Annotated in this window: 15 protein-coding genes and 1 pseudogene; 6 read left to right on the top strand and 10 right to left on the bottom strand. The window is 53.6% G+C overall.

Annotation, left to right across the window (positions count from 1 at the left end):
* Positions 1 to 33 precede the first annotated feature (33 nt).
* The 8 genes from H4F65_RS20105 to pilM form a co-directional block, all read right to left on the bottom strand.
* Positions 34 to 1,050 (bottom strand): SPOR domain-containing protein, encoded by a 1,017-nt coding sequence (locus tag H4F65_RS20105; RefSeq protein WP_010277667.1) that lies wholly within the window; start codon positions 1,048 to 1,050, stop codon positions 34 to 36.
* Between the two features lie 165 nt (positions 1,051 to 1,215).
* On the bottom strand, positions 1,216 to 2,301 hold the full coding sequence (gene aroB, locus H4F65_RS20100) for a 3-dehydroquinate synthase (RefSeq protein WP_010277670.1): 1,086 nt from the start codon (positions 2,299 to 2,301) through the stop codon (positions 1,216 to 1,218).
* A 51-nt stretch (positions 2,302 to 2,352) separates the two neighbouring features.
* Positions 2,353 to 2,874 carry a shikimate kinase AroK gene (gene aroK, locus H4F65_RS20095; RefSeq protein ID WP_005969451.1) on the bottom strand — a complete coding sequence of 174 codons (522 nt, stop codon included), beginning with the start codon at positions 2,872 to 2,874 and terminating at the stop codon, positions 2,353 to 2,355.
* Positions 2,875 to 3,225: 351 nt separating this feature from the next.
* Positions 3,226 to 4,500: a DNA uptake porin HofQ gene (gene hofQ / locus H4F65_RS20090; protein WP_072152308.1), complete on the bottom strand. Its 1,275-nt coding sequence runs from the start codon at positions 4,498 to 4,500 to the stop codon at positions 3,226 to 3,228.
* A 99-nt stretch (positions 4,501 to 4,599) separates the two neighbouring features.
* Positions 4,600 to 4,977, bottom strand: coding sequence for a HofP DNA utilization family protein (locus H4F65_RS20085; protein ID WP_010277684.1), 378 nt, complete (start codon positions 4,975 to 4,977; stop codon positions 4,600 to 4,602).
* Entirely contained in the window at positions 4,974 to 5,558 is a 585-nt protein-coding gene (locus H4F65_RS20080; protein ID WP_010277687.1) for a hypothetical protein, read from the bottom strand. Before H4F65_RS20080 ends, H4F65_RS20085 begins: the two co-directional genes overlap by 4 nt.
* Positions 5,551 to 6,120 (bottom strand): PilN domain-containing protein, encoded by a 570-nt coding sequence (locus H4F65_RS20075; protein ID WP_010277688.1) that lies wholly within the window; start codon positions 6,118 to 6,120, stop codon positions 5,551 to 5,553. The genes H4F65_RS20080 and H4F65_RS20075 overlap by 8 nt, the downstream gene beginning before the upstream one ends.
* A gap of 2 nt (positions 6,121 to 6,122) precedes the next feature.
* Positions 6,123 to 6,974 carry a type IV pilus biogenesis protein PilM gene (gene pilM / locus H4F65_RS20070; protein ID WP_010277690.1) on the bottom strand — a complete coding sequence of 284 codons (852 nt, stop codon included), beginning with the start codon at positions 6,972 to 6,974 and terminating at the stop codon, positions 6,123 to 6,125.
* Between the two features lie 111 nt (positions 6,975 to 7,085).
* On the opposite strand from pilM, the gene mrcA reads away from it, so the two are divergent.
* Entirely contained in the window at positions 7,086 to 9,641 is a 2,556-nt protein-coding gene (gene mrcA, locus H4F65_RS20065) for a peptidoglycan glycosyltransferase/peptidoglycan DD-transpeptidase MrcA (protein ID WP_010277693.1), read from the top strand.
* A 91-nt stretch (positions 9,642 to 9,732) separates the two neighbouring features.
* Here the strand turns inward: mrcA and H4F65_RS20060 are convergent, their stop codons facing one another.
* Both H4F65_RS20060 and nudE read right to left on the bottom strand, forming a co-directional pair.
* Complete coding sequence (locus tag H4F65_RS20060; RefSeq protein WP_010277694.1) at positions 9,733 to 11,157, bottom strand: DUF1593 domain-containing protein; 1,425 nt, start codon at positions 11,155 to 11,157, stop codon at positions 9,733 to 9,735.
* A gap of 231 nt (positions 11,158 to 11,388) precedes the next feature.
* Positions 11,389 to 11,946 carry an ADP compounds hydrolase NudE gene (gene nudE / locus H4F65_RS20055; protein ID WP_010277697.1) on the bottom strand — a complete coding sequence of 186 codons (558 nt, stop codon included), beginning with the start codon at positions 11,944 to 11,946 and terminating at the stop codon, positions 11,389 to 11,391.
* A gap of 438 nt (positions 11,947 to 12,384) precedes the next feature.
* Between nudE and H4F65_RS20050 the strand changes: the two genes are divergently transcribed.
* The 5 genes and pseudogenes from H4F65_RS20050 (at position 12,385) to pckA (ending at position 18,668) form a co-directional block, all read left to right on the top strand.
* Positions 12,385 to 14,532 carry an intracellular growth attenuator family protein gene (locus H4F65_RS20050; protein ID WP_010277700.1) on the top strand — a complete coding sequence of 716 codons (2,148 nt, stop codon included), beginning with the start codon at positions 12,385 to 12,387 and terminating at the stop codon, positions 14,530 to 14,532.
* A gap of 117 nt (positions 14,533 to 14,649) precedes the next feature.
* Positions 14,650 to 15,336: a GMP/IMP nucleotidase gene (gene yrfG / locus H4F65_RS20045; protein WP_010277704.1), complete on the top strand. Its 687-nt coding sequence runs from the start codon at positions 14,650 to 14,652 to the stop codon at positions 15,334 to 15,336.
* A gap of 118 nt (positions 15,337 to 15,454) precedes the next feature.
* Positions 15,455 to 15,865 (top strand): ribosome-associated heat shock protein Hsp15, encoded by a 411-nt coding sequence (hslR, locus tag H4F65_RS20040; RefSeq protein ID WP_010277707.1) that lies wholly within the window; start codon positions 15,455 to 15,457, stop codon positions 15,863 to 15,865.
* A 115-nt stretch (positions 15,866 to 15,980) separates the two neighbouring features.
* Positions 15,981 to 16,850, top strand: a complete 870-nt coding sequence (gene hslO, locus H4F65_RS20035) for an Hsp33 family molecular chaperone HslO (RefSeq protein ID WP_010277708.1) — start codon at positions 15,981 to 15,983, stop codon at positions 16,848 to 16,850.
* A 197-nt stretch (positions 16,851 to 17,047) separates the two neighbouring features.
* A pseudogene (gene pckA / locus H4F65_RS20030) lies at positions 17,048 to 18,668 on the top strand (phosphoenolpyruvate carboxykinase (ATP)).
* The last annotated feature ends 5 nt before the right edge of the window (positions 18,669 to 18,673 follow it).

The raw sequence follows: 18,673 nt of genomic DNA, 5'->3' as shown, positions 1-18,673 counted from the left end.
GTGTCAGACAGCACATCAGGGCTAAAATTGGTGTTACTTATTCAAGTCCTGCTTCACCTGGCGGATCGGCTTAACCCATGGTTTTTTCGCTTGTACCTCTGCGGGCAACGCGGCAATTGCCTGTTTCGCCTCCGCAGAAGAAGCATAGACTCCGGTCACTAACACATACCAGGATTTTCCGTCTCGTTTCGTTTCATACACCCACGAATGGGCGAGATTATGTTGTTTTGCGTAGGCTTTCAGCGTATCCGAGCGTGATGCGCTGCTCAGTTGCAACGTAAAACTGCTGGCGGGCGCATTCTGTACGGAAACGTTCTGCCCGGCCGCAGCAGGCGCCGCTTTTGCGTTAGCTGCGGGTTTGCTTGCGACTGGCGCTTTTGGCGCACTGTTCGCAGCAGGCTTAGCGTTGTTAGCATGTGCAGGCGTCGTGTTGTGCGTATTTTTAGCGGATGAGGTCGCAGGCGTTTTCCCGGTCGGAGCAACCGTCGCAGGTGCCGTTGGCAGCGTCGAGTTTCCTGCCGCACCCTGAGAGAATTCGCTCACGCGCCCTTGCTGTTGCGACAGCGCATCGGTGATATTGCCCGGCAGCTCAATACGCTGCTGGCCTGCCACCGGCGGTTGAATCTGTGCATCCGTCGGCGTACCGGAAATCGGAGGAGCACTCAATGTCTGGGGCGACGTCGGCGTTTGAGAAGACGCCTGCCCTGGCATTTGACCATGACTGGCCTCGCCGGAAACGGCCGCGGGGCTTTCACTCGGAGAGGAAGGCTGCGTGTTCTGGGTCATGGAGGACGAGGAAGAGAGATCGATATTTCGCTCGCCACTCGCTTGATTCTGCGTCTGTGAGGTTTGTGGCTGAGAAGGTGCCTGCAAGGCAGACCCAATACCCACGATCAGCAACACCAGCACCACAATCCCGATGCCAATCATCAGGTGCTGTCTGGAAAGCGCGATTTTAGGTACCGCGAAGTTGCTGCTTTTCTGCTGACGAGTAGGTCGACGGTCACTGGTATCAGGCTTCAGCTCATCTTCCGGCTTGAACTCATCCATTTAACATCTCCCCACTAAAAAGCTCGAATTCACCAAGCGGTCGCCAAGGCGAATCATTGAATCGTAACGCATTGTATTTTATTAACCATAACCCATTAGGGCGTGTCTGTCGTTAATACTTATCTTTCATAACTGCAGTCTTTCATAACCCGATAGCATTACGCATCAGGCAAGACAATCAGCTATCGAAGCCAACACCATGTCATGCGCGACGCCGCCACGAACTTCAGATTGACCGATTGCCGTTGGCAGCACCAGACGTAACTCGCCCGCCAGCACTTTCTTGTCGCGCATCATATGAGGAAGATAGGATTCAGGTGTCATTTGCGTTGGGCCGTTTACAGGTAAGCCAGCGCGAATCAGCAGAGACTTGACTCGCTCGACATCCTCAACGGAGAACTGCCCAAGGCGACGTGCCGTATGTGCAGCCATCACCATGCCTGCCGCAACCGCTTCGCCGTGAAGCCAGTTACCGTAGCCCATTTCTGCTTCAATGGCATGCCCGTAAGTATGGCCCAAGTTGAGCAGCGCACGCATACCGCTTTCGCGTTCATCTGCTGCAACCACCGCCGCTTTGATTTCACAGCAGCGTCGAATGCAGTAAGCCAGCGCGTCATGCTGTAGCGCACGCACGGCTTCAATGTTTTCTTCGAGCCAAAGAAAGAAATCGCGATCCAGAATAATGCCGTACTTGATGACTTCCGCCAGCCCGGATGACAATTCCCGTGCCGGTAAAGATTTCAGGCAGTCCAGATCGATCACAACCGATACGGGCTGGTAGAACGCCCCGATCATGTTTTTACCCAACGGGTGATTGACGGCGGTTTTACCACCGACGGAAGAATCTACCTGCGATAACAGCGTTGTCGGCACCTGAATAAATCGGACGCCACGCTGATAGCTGGCCGCGGCAAAACCGGCTAAATCGCCGATGACACCGCCACCCAAGGCAACAATCGTCGTATCACGACCATGCGGTTTCGCCAACAGCGCGGTAAAAACCTGATCCAATACGGTCAGCGATTTGTGCTGCTCGCCGTCAGGTAAGATAACCTGATCGACATGCACGCCACTGTTTTCCAACACGCCACGAACGCGGTCAAGGTACAGAGGAGCCAACGTCTGGTTCGTCACCAGCATGGCCTGCTCCCCCGCTTTCAACGGCATAAAAGAAGCCGAATCATCAAATAATCCAGCGGCTATCGTAATGGGATAACTACGTTCCCCTAGTGTTACGGTAATTCTTTCCATGCGCGTTAAACAACCCGTTCAAGATCCGCTCAATGCGGATAAGGTATGCTCTTAGTTACTTTCCAGCATATTAATAATCTGGTTAGCAACGACCTTGGCACTTTGCTCGTCAGTCCGAATGGTAACGTCAGCGATTTCTTCATAAAGCGGGTTCCGCTCTTTCGCCAACGCTTCCAATACTTCACGTGGAGGGGTTTCAACCTGAAGTAACGGACGCTTCTTGTCACGCTGCGTGCGGGCAAGCTGTTTCTCGATTGTCGTTTCCAAATAAACGACAACGCCGCGCGCGGAAAGACGATTGCGCGTCTCACGTGATTTGACTGAGCCACCGCCTGTCGCCAGCACGATGCCTTGCTTTTCCGTCAATTCATTAATGACTTTCTCTTCACGATCGCGGAAGCCTTCTTCGCCTTCCACATCGAATACCCAGCCCACATCAGCCCCAGTGCGTCGCTCAATTTCTTGATCGGAGTCGAAAAACTCCATATTGAGTTGCTGAGCTAACTGACGGCCAATAGTGCTTTTGCCGGCACCCATAGGCCCAACCAGAAAGATATTGCGTTTCTCTGCCATGTTTTTTGGTATTACTAAGACAATTCGTTAATGATAACCCGCCCCGCCAATCAACCCAGCGGCGGGACCTAAACTGAAACCTCATGAGCGATAGTGCGAGAATCAGACAAAAAATTATCTCAAGACTCAGGGTAGTTTGGCAACCGAATAAAATGTCACACCGACCACAGGGGGTCAATGCAGTATGTTTTATCGACATTTTCGGTGGAACAACACTTCAGTGCTCAATTCGCTAACCCTTGTAAGCTAAATCCGCCGCAGCGTCAAACTCATAAGCGACGAACGTGACAAAATATTGCGCCCAATCCGAACAAAAAACACCGTATGACATCAGAGCCCGCCTGAGTTTACTCACGATGATGCGGGTATCAGCGTCGGCGTAATGAAAATGACCAATTCTCGTCGCGTATGCTGCTGAGTATGGTTTCTGAACAGATGACCAAATACGGGAACCTCGCCCAATATGGGTACCTGTCTGTCGCTGTTCTTTTTTTGCTGCTGGAAAATGCCGCCTAATACGATGGTTTCTCCATCAGCGACCGTCACCTGGGTTTGGATTTCCTGTTTATCGATCGCTAATGCTTCGCCATTATCGCCCTGCTTAATCGTCTGCCCCGGCATGTTTTGGCTAATTTTCAGGTTCAGCGTAATCCGTCCGGCACGCAGAATGTCTGGCGTGACCTCCATCCCTAATACCGCCTCCTTGAACTCGATAGACGTCGATCCGCTGGCACCACTGGAGACCTGATACGGAATTTCCGTGCCTTGTTTAATACTGGCGGTCTGCTGGTGCGCGGTAAACAAGCGAGGGCTGGCGATAATCTCGACCTGACTTTCCTGTTCCAGCGCCATTAATTCCAGGTCCAGCAGGCGACCATTCAAGCGTGCCAAATGGAATCCGGCATTGATCGCGGGCGTATCGACTGGCAGGCCAACGTTAAAATTATTCAACCTGAGTGCCTTGTTCGCCGCGCTCCCTTCACCCAACCCCCAATTCACGCCCAGCGCCTGCAGGTGCTCGCTACTGATGGTGACAATATGCGCCGCCAGTTGCACCTGCGCTAGCGGCAGATCGAGCTCTTTCACCCACGGTTCGAGCTGTGCCAGAGCCTCTTCCGTATCGCGAATCAATAAGGTATTCGTCCGCTTATCCACGGTGACGCTGCCGCGCGTAGAGAGTAGCGTTCCACGCTGAGCCTGAACGCTGGCCGCCACTTCCGTCGCATCAGCATATTGCAATGCAACAGAGATATTATGCAGCGGCAATTTCTGCGCCTGCTCCGCCGCCTGTTCGTCTCGTTCTTTCTGTAAGGATTCAAGGTGCCCAGCAGGGAAAACCATCAGTACGTTGCCGTTCCGCTCGACACTGAGCTTCCCCATGCGTAGAACAATATCCAGTGCCTGCTGCCAGGGAATATCTACCAACCTCAGGCTAAGATTCCCCGTCACGCCCGGAGCGATCACCACATTGAGTTGTTGATGATCGGCTAACGCCTGTAGCACCCGAGGTATCGGTGAATCTTCAAACGCCATCGATACCGAACTTTCCGCACTGGCCTGAAACGGCGCGGCGAGAAGAAGTAACCCACTCAACGCCACCACCCGACATAACATCCTCATATTCATAACCTTCCTTGTTATCGAGATACGCTGTTGCCAGCATTGTTTTCAACAAACTGTTGTCCAAAGACGGCGTTCAAAATACGTGCGTCAGGCAGACTGCATCTATTCCACAGGCTTAGCGATAAACGGAGAAATCAGCAGCAGATTCTCTGGCAGACCGTCACAGCCTGCCTCATGCGCTGTCGGGACAAGTTTGGCACCTGATTTATCCAGTTGACTGACCATCCAATTCCCGGGAGGGATCGTCTCGCCGCGTGTCAGCCTGAGCCAACCAGCCTCCGGCTGCGCTAACCAGCCAGTCCAACGGTCGCCAGAACCAATCACGCCTTTTAGCTGCCACGCTGGCAGTGTCGCTGAGGGCAGACAGCGTGAAGCAGCCAGAGGCTGAAAAGGGTCGATACGCTCTGCGAGTTTTTCCGCCTGTACGCCGTGTGGCGCAAAGAGCAGTATCAATGCGATACAACGTATTATGTGGCTCATGGCGATACCTCCGGCCTGATTAGCGTTAGTTCAACCAGAAGCCGCGGTTTTTCCGACGCTGCCGCTGGAGCGCCATCAGGCTTTACCGTCAGTTGCGTTATTCGCAGCACATAAGGTAACGCCGTCAGCGCACGAAGCACCTGCAATACGCCCGTGTAATTCGCGCTAAATGCCAATTGCCAACGTTCCTGATGGGGGGCTCCCGAATCAGGCGGAGCGGGCTGCCAGGATAGAAGCGACGCCCCCGCCAGCGACAGCGGCTCAACGATAAGCTGTGCCAGCCTGTCGGGCTGAAAGGGATCGTCTTGCGCGGTTTTCTCCGTTAATTGCGTGCGTAGCACCGAGAGCAGTGGCATCGCATCTAGTTTTTGCTGGAGTTCCCCTACATCCAGACGCGCCTGAACGGTTTGCTCTTCTATGCTAATCACCGCCTGCCGTACTTCACCGATGAGGAACCAGCCTGCTAACAGCCCAGCAGCGGCGACAAACGCCAATTGAAGCGCTAGCTGCTGCCAGAGCGGTTTATTCACTAGCTCAGGCCGATTCAGTACGACAGCAGTCACGATCGCTTGATTAATCATGGTCTTCCCCCGGTAAGGAAACACCCGCATCGCGCCAGTTGGCCTGAAAGGAAAAGCGCAACGGGGTATTCACACCACGCTCTCGGGACGTATGCAGCAACTGCACACGCTCGACGGAAATATGACGTGATAACGCGTGCTGTAGCGTAATGATATCGTGATAGTTTTCACTTACACCGGACAGCAGCAGATACGATTCGCGGTCAGCGATTTCCGTCAGCCACAGACGCGCGGGCACCATGCCAGCAAGCTGATCTAACAGATGGAGGTTACGACGATTGTCGTGCCGGACTCTCGCCTCGCTGCGCTCCTGTTCCAGATAGCGACGCAGCGCTTCTCGCGCCTGATGCGTTTGTTGATATTGCACCGTCAGTTGCTGCTGTTGGGCCAGCACCGCATTGAGTTCATCCTGCGCGCGTTGCTGCCTGTTTTGCCAAAGCAGATAGCTCGCCGCAATAAGGCATAGCATCAACCCCGTCTGTAGCCACAGCAGCCATAACCAACGACGTGCCCGCTGACGCATCCGAGTGTTGCGCCAGGGTAAAAGATTAATCAGCAACATAGTCAGGCATCCTCAGGACGCAATGCTAACCCACCCGCAATCGCAAAAGCCGAGGGGAAACTCGGCAGCGGCGGCTGCATGTGGTTAAACACCGTTAACGGCGACCACGGCTGTAATACATCGGGTTGTTGGCTGGGTAAATCGGGCGAGACGCTAGAGTAATAGGCTATGTCATCGACATCATGCTGATAGCGAGTGCTTACAACCGATAAGATATCGGCCTCGTCATTCAGCTCATCAAGGTGTATCACGCCCGAGTGAAAAGCATGGTTCAACGGGGAAACCCATAGCCAGCCATCCAACAAGCGATGCAGCAACAGACGGTGAGTTTCAAGCCCAGCCCGCTGCGCCATCGCCCGAAGCGCACAGGTTGAAACCTCAAGCACATCGGGGTGTAGCCCCGCGCTATTCAGGCATGCCAGCCAGTTATCGACCTCCTGTCGGCGCGCGGCCGTCACCAGCAGCGAACCCTGCATCTGTGGATCTTCCCGATAGTCTATCGCCAGCGATTCACTGCTGATCGGTAGCTTACGAGACGCCAGGGTTTCGATGTAGAGGCTACGCTCCGGCTCCTGTAAACGCGGGTCGGGCATCGGTAAATGCTGCTGTAAAATCAACTGAGCAGGGAACCCCACCCGTAGCGAAATGTGTCCAGGCAGTAAACGACGCCATGTTCGCAAGGCCTCACAAAGTGCCTCAGTATGGTGTAGACTACCCGTGCGCAAGGTGTCGTCTGGTAGCGGATATTGCCACCAGTGACGAAGCTGCCAGCCATCGCGGCGGCGCTGAACCGCCAGCGCACGCATGAAGCCGTTTTGTATATCCACGCCAACCCGCCAGATGTGATAACCCATGTTCAACCCGATTTCCTTATCCAATAAACATATCCACAGTGCTGGCTTACCTTTATACTAGCGCCCGGTTGTTTATAAACTGTCCAAACGCTACTGAATGGAAAATCCCAGGTGAAGTTCGTAAAGTATCTACTCATCCTTGCAGTCTCTTGCATTCTGCTGGGAGCTGCCTCGATATACGGTTTGTACCGTTATATCGAACCCCAACTGCCCGATGTCGCCACGCTGAAAGACGTTCGGCTGCAAACGCCTATGCAGGTTTACAGCGCCGATGGCGAACTGATCGCTCAGTTTGGTGAAAAACGCCGTATCCCACTCAAGCTGGATCAGGTTCCCCCTGAGTTGGTACACGCTTTTATCGCGACCGAAGACAGCCGCTTCTATGATCACCACGGTGTCGATCCCGTCGGGATCATCCGCGCCGCGTCTATCGCGCTCACATCGGGTCACGCCTCTCAAGGGGCGAGTACCATTACGCAACAGCTCGCCAGGAACTTCTTCCTGAGCCCGGAACGCACCCTGATTCGTAAGATCAAGGAAGTGTTTCTGGCTATCCGTATTGAGCAGATGCTGACCAAGGATGAAATCCTTGAGCTTTATCTGAACAAGATTTACCTCGGCTATCGCGCTTATGGCGTTGGCGCGGCGGCACAGGTTTACTTTGGCCGCCCTGTTGACCAGTTGACGCTGAGCGAAATGGCGATGATCGCCGGTCTGCCGAAGGCGCCATCGACGTTCAACCCGCTCTATTCCTACGACCGTGCCGTTGCCCGTCGCAACGTCGTCCTTGCACGTATGAAGGATGAAAACTACATCAACCAGTCGCAATACGATGCGGCACGTAACGAAAAGCTGGTCGCAAATTATCACGCACCGAATATTTCGTTCTCCGCCCCGTATGTCGCAGAAATGGCACGGCAGGAGATGGTCAAACGCTACGGTGAAGATGCTTATAACGACGGTTATAAGGTCTACACGACGGTCACCAAAAAATTGCAAACCGCTGCACAGGATGCGCTGCGTAATAACATCCTCGCCTATGACATGCGCCACGGTTACCGCGGACCGAGCAAAGTGCTCTGGAAAGTAGGCGAAGGCGTCTGGGATCAGGCGAAGATGATTGCCGCCCTGAAAGTGTTGCCGGTCTACGGCCCGCTCTATCCGGCCATCGTCACCAGCACCACGGCTGACAACGCGATTGCGATCCTGTCTGACGGCAGCAATATTGCCCTGCCGATGGCGGGCATGCGCTGGGCACGAGCCTACCGTTCCGATACGCAGCAAGGGCCAACACCGAAGCGCGTCACGGACGTGGTACAGGCCGGTCAGCAGGTCTGGGTCCGTAAAGTGAACGATGACTGGTGGCTGGCACAGGTGCCGGACGTCAACTCGGCCATCGTCTCGCTTAACCCGAAAAACGGTGCGATAGAAGCGCTGGTTGGCGGTTTTGACTTTAACCAAAGCAAATTCAACCGTGCGACGCAGGCACTGCGTCAGATTGGTTCCAACATCAAACCGTTCCTGTATACCGCTGCGATGGACAAAGGTTTAACGCTGGCAACGATTCTGAACGACGTACCGATTACCCGTTGGGATGCCGGTGCAGGATCTGACTGGCGGCCGAAAAACTCACCGGCAACCTACGATGGTCCGATTCGTTTGCGTCAGGGACTGGGTCAGTCCAAAAACGTGGTGATGGTACGTGCCATGCGTGCGATGGGCGTAGACTATGCTGCGGATTACCTGCAACGCTTCGGTTTCCCGGCGCAGAATATCGTTCATACCGAATCGCTGGCTCTGGGCGCGGCCTCGTTTACCCCGCTACAGGTCGTACGTGGTTATGCCGTCATGGCAAACGGCGGCTATCTGGTCGACCCTTATCTGATAAGTAAGATAGAAAGCGAGGCAGGCGGTACGGTGTTTACTGCGACGCCGAAAGTCGTTTGTGATACCTGTAATCTACCGCTGGTCTACGGTGAAACGCCACGTTCTCCGGTGTTGGCGACCACTAACGTTGAAGATGTTGCCACGTCAAACGAAGCGCCGCCGGTAGGCCTGCCGCAGCCAGAGCTGGAACCTGTTACGCCAGAAGCCGCACAGCAAAGCGCTGCACAGCCTTATGCACCGCACGTGATCAATACGCCGTTGGCGTTCCTGATTAAAGACGCGCTGAACAGCAACGTCTTTGGCGAACCGGGCTGGATGGGAACGGGCTGGCGTGCGGGTCGTGATTTGAAACGTCGTGATATCGGCGGTAAAACCGGTACCACGAACAGTTCCAAAGACGCCTGGTTCTCCGGCTATGGCCCGAATCTGGTGACCTCAGTCTGGATTGGCTTCGACGATCACCGTCGCGATCTGGGTGCCAGCAGCGCATCTGGCGTCATCAAAGATCAGATCTCCGGTTATGAAGGCGGTGCGAAATCAGCGCAGCCTGCGTGGGATGATTTCATGAAAGCCGCGCTGGATGGCGTACCGGAACAACCGCTGACGCCGCCGCCTGGCATCGTCAGTGTGGTCATTGACCGCAGCAGCGGCAAGCTGTCCAACGGTGGCGGGAATAGCCGTTCCGAATACTTCATTGATGGAACGCAGCCGAAAGAATACGAAGTGCATGAAGTCGGCACTACGTTGATGGATAACGGACAAAGCGAAGAACTGTTCTAATATCCGGCATCACGTTATTGATGGCCTTCCTGACGGAAGGCCATTTTTTATGGCGCTGTCAGCAATCAATCTCTTAGCCTTTCACCGCACATCACTTCGGCATCACGGTGACAATCGCCCGACGATAGGAAAACAGGTTCGGCGTTCCCTCATCTTTCGCCTGCAAAATAATATGGAAAGGCGTTGGTGCTTTAACGTCTGGGGCGACAAACTGCGTTTGCATGCCTGACTCGTTGGCCAGTTTCACCTCTGGTGCAAAATGTACGCCTATCGCGGTGGCAGTGGGTTCCTTATATTGCCACCAGGTATAATTCACCTTGTCGCCATCGCGGTCGTGCGAACCATCGGCGGACAGCGTCACCGTCTCACCCGATTTCACACTCAAAGTCACAATAGAACGCCCAGCCTGACCATTCAGTACAAGGTCAGGGTTATGGTTAGCCTTGCTACTCTCCTTAGGCAGCGTCCAGTCCATACGAGCGGCAAAATCATTCTGGAATGCGTCGCGCCAGCGCCAGATCGTGGCCGATGCGGTACGGTACATTTTGCCATTTTTACTCATGACCTGATCGGAGGTGCTGACACGCAGTCCGCTGGTGTCGCCCGGTACGATGGGCGCGTAGCGTCCTCCCCAACTGCCGTATTCCGCGTGTTCTGGATCGCCAAGCCCGTTTTGGATCAGGTAGAGGAATGAAGGCGTGTCACCTTCCATCGTATATTCAATCGCAGGATAGACCGCCCCGAGCGGGCCTTTGCTACGGATACGTTTGCTCAGCCATTCGTTATTCACCTGACTCATGTCGCTACCTTCGGCAAACGACGAGGACATGCCAATCCAGGTGGAGATAAAGTAATCATTCCAGGCGTGGATACTGGTGATGTAACGCAGCGTCGGGAAATTCGCCCGAATCCAGGCACCGGTATTATCCTGATCGGAGATCGCGTACACGCGAATCTTACTGACAAACGTTGCCACCTGATCCGGCGTGCGGGTAGCGCGTACGTCATGGAGAGCCTGCGCTAAATCCACCGCACCGCCCCACACCGTGATCCACAGCGGGCGCGCATCCTGTTTGTCCACCGCCTGAATAATCAACCGAGAGGCCTCCGTCGCGTTATTCTCACCCACAACGTCCATGCCAAATCCGGCACGGCCAGATCTGACAACCTGGCGCAATGCCTCCGCAGACGGGTAGCCGGACGCATGCTGACGCAGGTTAGGCAACACCTTCTCGTAAGCATCAAGGCGCTGCATAATCATCTCTGGGTTGACCTTATCCCTCAGCCAGGTTGAGGTGGTTGCCACAATTCCCTCAACATCGAATTCATTACTGTAGAGCAGGAAACGAACCAAAGACTGCGAATCGTCCGGCTCATTGCCAATGTCCGTCAGGATAAGTATTCGGGTTTTCTCCGACATGGTTTCCGCTGCCTGCCCCAGTGCAGGCAATAGCAGCGTGCTCACCAGCGCCAGTAACATCAACGGCGCACGTATGATCCCCTTCGGTATGTTCATCTTATCTCCTTCTTTCGTCGGTGTTGTTTTACACATTTATCAGGGCTGAAAAACAAAAAAACCCGCCGTGAATAGCAGGTTTTGCTATCCACGGCAGGTTCGCCTTCATTTATCAGTCACGCCCTGTGCAGACGTTATAGACGCCTGCACCTGTCACGACAACGAACGAAAAAAGGATGTGTGACCAACATCACCGGAAAAGACGTACGCTCTCCGTTATGTCACAGGAAATTAGCGAGGTGTACGACGCAGCCAGTCTTGGGCCAAAAACAGCGCGCTGACATTACGCGCTTCGCGGAAATCAGGCTCTTGCAGCAACGACATCATGTTATCTATCGGCCAGCGGACTTGGGGCATCGGCTCCGGCTCATCGCCTTCCAGACTCTGCGGATACAGCCCACGTGCCACAACGATATTCATCTGGCTGGAAAAATAGGAGGGGGCCATCGTTAACGTCGCCAGCAACTCCAGCTTTTCCGCCCCAAAACCGACTTCTTCCATTAGCTCGCGGTTAGCGGCTTCGAAAACCGTTTCGCCGGGATCGATCAGCCCTTTGGGAAAGCCCAGTTCGTATTCTTCAATGCCGACGGCGTATTCACGAATCAACAGCAGTTCATCATCAATGATCGGGACAACCATCACCGCCTGTCGGCCGCTTGAACGCATCCGTTCATAAACCCGACGTACCCCGTTGCTAAATTCAAGATCGACGGATTCCACATTGAACAAGCGCGAACGCGCTACTGTTTCCACCTTGAGGATTTTAGGTTTTTTCAGGTTATGACTCATTGATGCCCCCCCAGAGAGTTACGACCAGAACGGCACCTTAGCCCAACGCGCATGAGAGGCTGCATTTATCGCAACCTGAATATGGCATGCTGTTGAATAAGAAGAGATCGTAAATATTCTTTTTTGATTCTGTTCACATTGTGCGTTAACAGTCACCTTCGCTGCAACTATCGTGACGATGAATTTACGTGTGGGCAACATGAAGGATACATCCTGTATGAGAAACCACCAGAAAAAGTCAATAACTTAAAAAAAATAGGAATATCCTCATTCAAGAGGCGTTTTTTGCTTGTTACTATCATCACCTTATGCGATTAATTCCATTCACAATTACGTTATTAATCTAAGAAAACAATGCCATACGGGTTATCATCGATTGTATAATTTTGTTAAACTCCGACGAGAACAAGGAGCATCGCGTTTTGGAATGGAGATGACATGAGCACAATATTTACCCTATTGGCGATATTGCTTGCCTGTCTGATCGTTGTCGGGGGTTTTATCGCCTACCGTATGCGACACCGTTTCTTCTCCACTCCGCCGTTACCCGTTTCGCAATCGCTTCCGCGACGGTTAACTGAAGATGAACGGATCGCCATTGAGCGTTATCTGGCTCAGGAAAACAGCCAGCAAACCACGCCGCTTGATACCCCCAACGATCAGCCAAAACTGCCGCGTTCCCTGCAAAGTAATCGGGTTTACCCCATCACCCATACGATTACACGCTATGGCCTGAGCACCGACGCTCAGAATAAGTGGCGCTACTATATTGATACGCAAGAAATCCATCTGCCGCCCAGTTGGGAACCGTTCATTACCGAAAATAACACCGTCGAACTGATTAAGACGCGCTCGATCCCACTGGTCATTTCCTTGAATGGACACTCGCTAACCGAGTGTCTCGAAGATCGTCCACTCGCCCCACTGCCGAGCGAAGTCCCTGTCCCGAACGCCTCCATCCGTCAGGAAGGGAGTGAGCATGCCGAGTTGGTCACTATCCGTAAGGAAACACGTGAAGAACACGCCATGCACCACTCTAGGGGCCTGAAGGAAACCGCCGTGCTCTGCGTGTCTTTTCTGCTTTTGTTCATCAGTTTGAATAGCCCTATCGTCCTGCTCCCCTGGCTGATCGGTACCGCATCATTATTAGCAGGCTGGAGCCTGTGGCAACTTTTCCGCTCGCCGTCCGCTCAGGAACTGCGCGATGTGCACTGCCTTCACGGCACACCGCAAGGCTTGGGGCTGTTTGGCGAATCCAATCAGGGGCCGCTCGGCAATATCTCACTCGGTAATATCGATCTGATTTATCCGCCTCACTGGCAGCCCTATATCACGCAGGATCTCGGGCGAAAAACGGATGTCGATATCTATCTCAACCGACAGGTGATCCGTCAGGGAGAGCACCTGTCGCTGCATGATGAAGTGAAACATTTCCCGCTACAGCGCTGGGGCAGGAATCTACTGCTGGCCGCTGGTTCACTGCTCAGCCTGATTTTGCTCGTCACTAACGTACAGCTTGAACTGCCGCTCAAGCTCAGTCTGGCCTGGCTTCAAGGTGCGCAGCGTATTCAGGTCACGCAGGTCAGCGATCTGGAAACCGCTCAGCTCCGCATTGGTGACACGCTGGCTGTCCGTGGCAACGGCATGTGCTATGTGCCCGCAGGCATTCATCCCGTTTCCGCACCATCGTCCTATGCGTTCAGCCCCTTTGACTGTTCCGCTATTTACTGGAATAAAGCTGCGCCGCTGCCATTACCGGAATCCGAGACGATTGAAAAAGCCTCTGCCTTACTGAAATCCGTCAATAGCCAGCTCCATCCGCAAGCGGAAAAAGAAGGTCAGGTTAACTCTCAGTTAGCGTCTACGATCCAGAAATCAGGGCTGATCCTGATGAAAAACTTCGCTGAAGTTGTCCTGAGAACACAAGATTTGTGTCGGCAGGAAAACGATTGCTCTCGCCTGAAAAATGCGCTGGTGAATCTAAGCGACGTCAAGAACTGGAATACACTGGTAAAAGACGCCAATTCCGGCACGCTGAAAGGTATGAATGTGGTGCTGCCCGCCGTCAGCGCAGAAACGCTAGAATCCTTGGTCAACAGTTCTACCGATCAATTCTTCTATCAGGAAATCAATAACGCGGCAGATTCTCTGAACAGCCCGCCGCCCGGTGGATTCCTGATTCGCAGCGACGAAGGCCGACAGTTCGTTAACCATCCGCTTCCTCCGATGCCGCTGAATGAATATCGTCCGTCGGATCAGTGGCAGGAACTCCAGCGGCTTTCCGCGATGCTGTTGCATACGCCGTTTAATGCCACGGGCGTGATCACGCAGTTGAATACCGATGCTAACGGAACCCAGCACATCAGCCTGCACAGCGAACCCGATGTCATTACCGTCTGGCGCTATCTCGGCACGTGTCTGCTGCTGCTGCTCTTTTCTGCAACGTTTATCATTAATGCGGTTTTGACCGGGATTAAGATGCGTAAAAGCCAGAAGCGAGTGACCGATATTCAGCGCTATTACGCCTCACGGTTCAATATGATGACGAATGCGTTCCCGGACAATCGCCCACAGCTCCCCCGCTAGCGGCATCGTGCCCGCTCCGTGGTTATGCTAACCTAGCGGCCGTCACTCTCGTCACAATTGCATTGCGCGTCTTCTGCTGCATCACCCCTATAGCACGACGCGACATCTGGAGTCGTTATGAATCCCCACGTTAACTGGCACGACATCGACACCGTGATACTGGATATGGATGGCACGCTGCTCGATCTGGCGTTTGACAGCTATTTCTGGCTTCAACTGGTACCACAGTCGCTCAGTGAAAAACGTCGCATCAGCCTTGAACAGGCGCACCAGCTTATCGAACACGAATACCAGGCCGTTCAACACACGCTAAACTGGTACTGTTTCGATTATTGGTCAGAACGTCTCGATCTGGATATCTATCAAATGACGACGGATATCGGTACGCGAGCCCGATTGCGCGATGACACGACGCCATTTTTAGCGGCGCTACGCGAATGCGGTAAAAAGACGATTCTGCTGACCAACGCCCATCCACACAGTCTGGCGGTAAAAATCGAACACACCGGGCTGGATCAGCACCTTGATTTATTACTTTCCACCCATACTTATGGGTATCCGAAAGAGAATCAGCGTTTGTGGCAGGCCGTACAGCAGCAGACTGGCTTCAACCCCGCCAGAACGTTATTCGTGGATGACAGCGAACCGATTCTGGATGCCGCGAAAACATTCGGTATTCATTACTGTCTGGGCGTGCGTAATCCCGATTCCGGCCAGCAGGAAAAGGCATTCCTGCAACATCCGTCAATGAACGACTACCTTGCGCTGCTACCCGCTCTGCGTCACTCCGTTAACGCAGAGTAATGCAGGCGGCCTGAGGGGGAAACACGGTGATGAGCTTCCCGCAGGGATGCCTCGCGCCGTGGTCGCCCCCAGTAACGCGATCCTTAAACGATCGGCATTAGGGTAATCAGGGGGATTTATGGTGAAAGCTACCGAGCAGGCCGACGACGCCGTTCGTCTGGACAAATGGCTTTGGGCCGCCCGTTTCTATAAAACCCGGGCGATAGCTCGCGAAATGATCGACGGCGGCAAAGTGCACTATAACGGGCAACGCGGTAAGCCGAGCAAACAGGTCGAACTGAATGCCGAGATCAAACTGCGTCAGGGCAATGATGAACGCACCGTAGTCATTTTAGCCGTCAGCGGCCAGCGCAGAAGCGCGACAGAGGCGCAGGCGCTGTATCAGGAAACAGCCGCAAGCATTGAGAAACGAGAAAAGCTGGCACAGGCGCGGAAAATGAATGCGCTGACGATGCCACACCCCGATCGCCGCCCTGATAAAAAAGAGCGACGCGATCTGATTAAATTTAAATACAGCGATCAGGAATAACGCTCCGCTCTTCATTTGTTGGTCATCAAACTGCTGACAATAGAGAGAAGACCCAGCGATTGCCGCACCACTCATCGCCGCACTACTCATCTCCGCACAACGACGAGAAAATATTATGGCTCATGACCAACTACATCGTTATCTGTTTGAAAATTATGCCGTTCGTGGCGAGTTGGTGACAGTTAACGAAACGTATCAACGTATTTTGACCAACCACGACTATCCAGCTGCGGTACAAACGCTGCTAGGCGAAATGCTGGTTGCCACCAGCCTGTTAACGGCCACGCTGAAATTCAGCGGCGATATTACCGTTCAGCTTCAGGGCGATGGCCCACTGAAACTGGCGGTGATTAACGGTAATCACCAGCAGCAGATGCGCGGCGTTGCCCGTCTGCAAGGGGATATCGCTCCGGGGAGTTCGCTGAAAGAAATGGTCGGCAATGGCTATCTGGTCATTACCATTACGCCGACTGACGGCGAACGCTATCAGGGCGTCGTCGGTTTAGAAGGTGAAACCGTAGCCGAATGTCTGGAGAGCTATTTCCAGCAGTCCGAACAGTTGCCGACACGGCTGTTTATCCGTACCGGTCAACACGACGGGAAGCAGGCAGCCGCAGGCATGCTGCTCCAGGTATTGCCTGCACAGGATGCCGATCGTAATGATTTTGATCATCTGGCACAGCTCACCACGACGGTCAAAGCTGACGAGCTGTTTACCCTGCCTGCCACTGAGGTGCTGTACCGCCTTTATCATCAGGAAGAAGTCACCGTGTATGAGCCGCAGGATGTCGAGTTCCGCTGCCACTGTTCGCGCGATCGTTGCGCAGATGCATTAATGACGCTGTCCGATCAGGAAGTGAATGAGATGATCGAGCAGGACGGTGAAATCGATATGCACTGTGATTATTGCGGTACGCACTACCTGTTTAATTCGCTGGACATCCGCGCCATACGGCAGGATTCATCAGGAAATCTGTTGCATTAATCTTTTTAACGGGTACGACAGTACCCGTTTTATTTTGCTTATTTTCCCATCTGTAAACCGACGTGATTATTTTTCAATCACCCTAAATAAGCAAAGTTATTAATGAATTTATTTAATTTTATGATTGTTATCGCGGTTAAAATAAGCTCACTCCCTACAATGTTTAGTAGTACGACTATAACTTGAGGAGTAGCAACATGCTGATCAACGGTATTACCCCGCAAGCCCTGACGGCTTATGGAATCCACGATGTCCGCGATATTGTCTACAATCCCAGCTATGAACTGCTTTTTGAAGAAGAACGCTCCCCTACCCTACAAGGCTATGAACGCGGCATCGAAACCCAACTGGGTGCGGTAGCCGTCGATACCGGCATCTTTACCGGCCGTTCCCCGAAAGACAAATACATCGTGCGCGATGACATCACCCGCGACACCGTGTGGTGGTCCGATCAAGGCAAAGGTAAGAACGATAACCACCCATTGAGCCAGGAAACCTGGACGCACCTGAAGCAACTGGTCACGACACAGCTGTCCGGCAAACGGTTGTTCATCATCGATGCCTTCTGCGGTGCTAACCCAGACAGCCGTCTCAGCGTACGTTTCGTCACGGAAGTAGCGTGGCAGGCACATTTCGTCAAAAACATGTTTATCCGCCCGAGCGATGAAGAACTGGAAGGCTTTGAGCCGGACTTCATCGTGATGAACGGCGCAAAATGCACCAACCCAAACTGGCAGGAACAGGGGCTGAACTCCGAGAACTTTGTCGCGTTCAACCTGACAGAACGCATCCAGCTGATTGGCGGCACCTGGTACGGCGGCGAAATGAAGAAAGGGATGTTCTCCATCATGAACTACCTGCTGCCGCTGAAAGGCATCGCGTCCATGCACTGTTCGGCAAACGTCGGTGAAAAAGGTGATGTAGCGGTCTTCTTTGGCCTGTCCGGTACGGGTAAAACCACGCTGTCCACCGATCCGAAACGCCAGCTGATTGGCGATGACGAACACGGCTGGGACGACGATGGCGTCTTCAACTTTGAAGGCGGCTGCTATGCCAAAACCATCAAGCTGTCTAAGGAAGCAGAGCCGGATATCTACGGTGCCATCAAACGCGATGCGCTGCTGGAGAACGTCACCGTGTTGGCAGACGGCACCGTGGACTTCAACGACGGCTCCAAAACCGAGAACACCCGCGTCTCTTATCCGATCTACCACATTCAGAATATCGTTAAACCGGTCTCCAAAGCGGGCCATGCAACGAAAGTGATCTTCCTGACGGCGGATGCGTTCGGCGTGTTGCCACCGGTTTCCCGCCTGACGTCCGATCAAACGCAGTATCACTTCCTGTCCGGCTTTACCGCCAAACTGGCAGGAACCGAGCGCGGGCGTAACGGAACCGACACCGACCTTCTCCGCCTGCTTCGGTGCAGCCTTCCTGATGCTGCACCCGACGCAGTACGCTGAAGTGCTGGTGAAACGCATGAAGGCGGCTGGCGCACAGGCCTATCTGGTGAACACGGGCTGGAACGGCAGCGGCAAACGTATCTCCATTAAGGATACGCGCGGGATTATTGACGCCATTCTGAACGGCAGTATTGATGATGCAGAAATGCAGACGCTGCCTGTCTTCGATTTGGCGATTCCGACCTCGCTACCCGGCGTCAATCCTGACATTCTCGACCCACGTGATACCTATGCCAACGTCGAACAATGGCAGGAAAAAGCGGACGATTTGGCACAGCGCTTTATCACCAACTTCGATAAGTACACCGATGCACCGGCAGGCGCAGCGCTGGTGAAAGCAGGACCGAAGCGGTAACGACA

It is taken from the genome of Pectobacterium brasiliense, assembly GCF_016950255.1.
GTDB lineage: Bacteria > Pseudomonadota > Gammaproteobacteria > Enterobacterales > Enterobacteriaceae > Pectobacterium > Pectobacterium brasiliense.
Note: the sequence above shows the minus strand (reverse complement) of the source record. Positions and strands in the feature narration are given on the sequence as shown.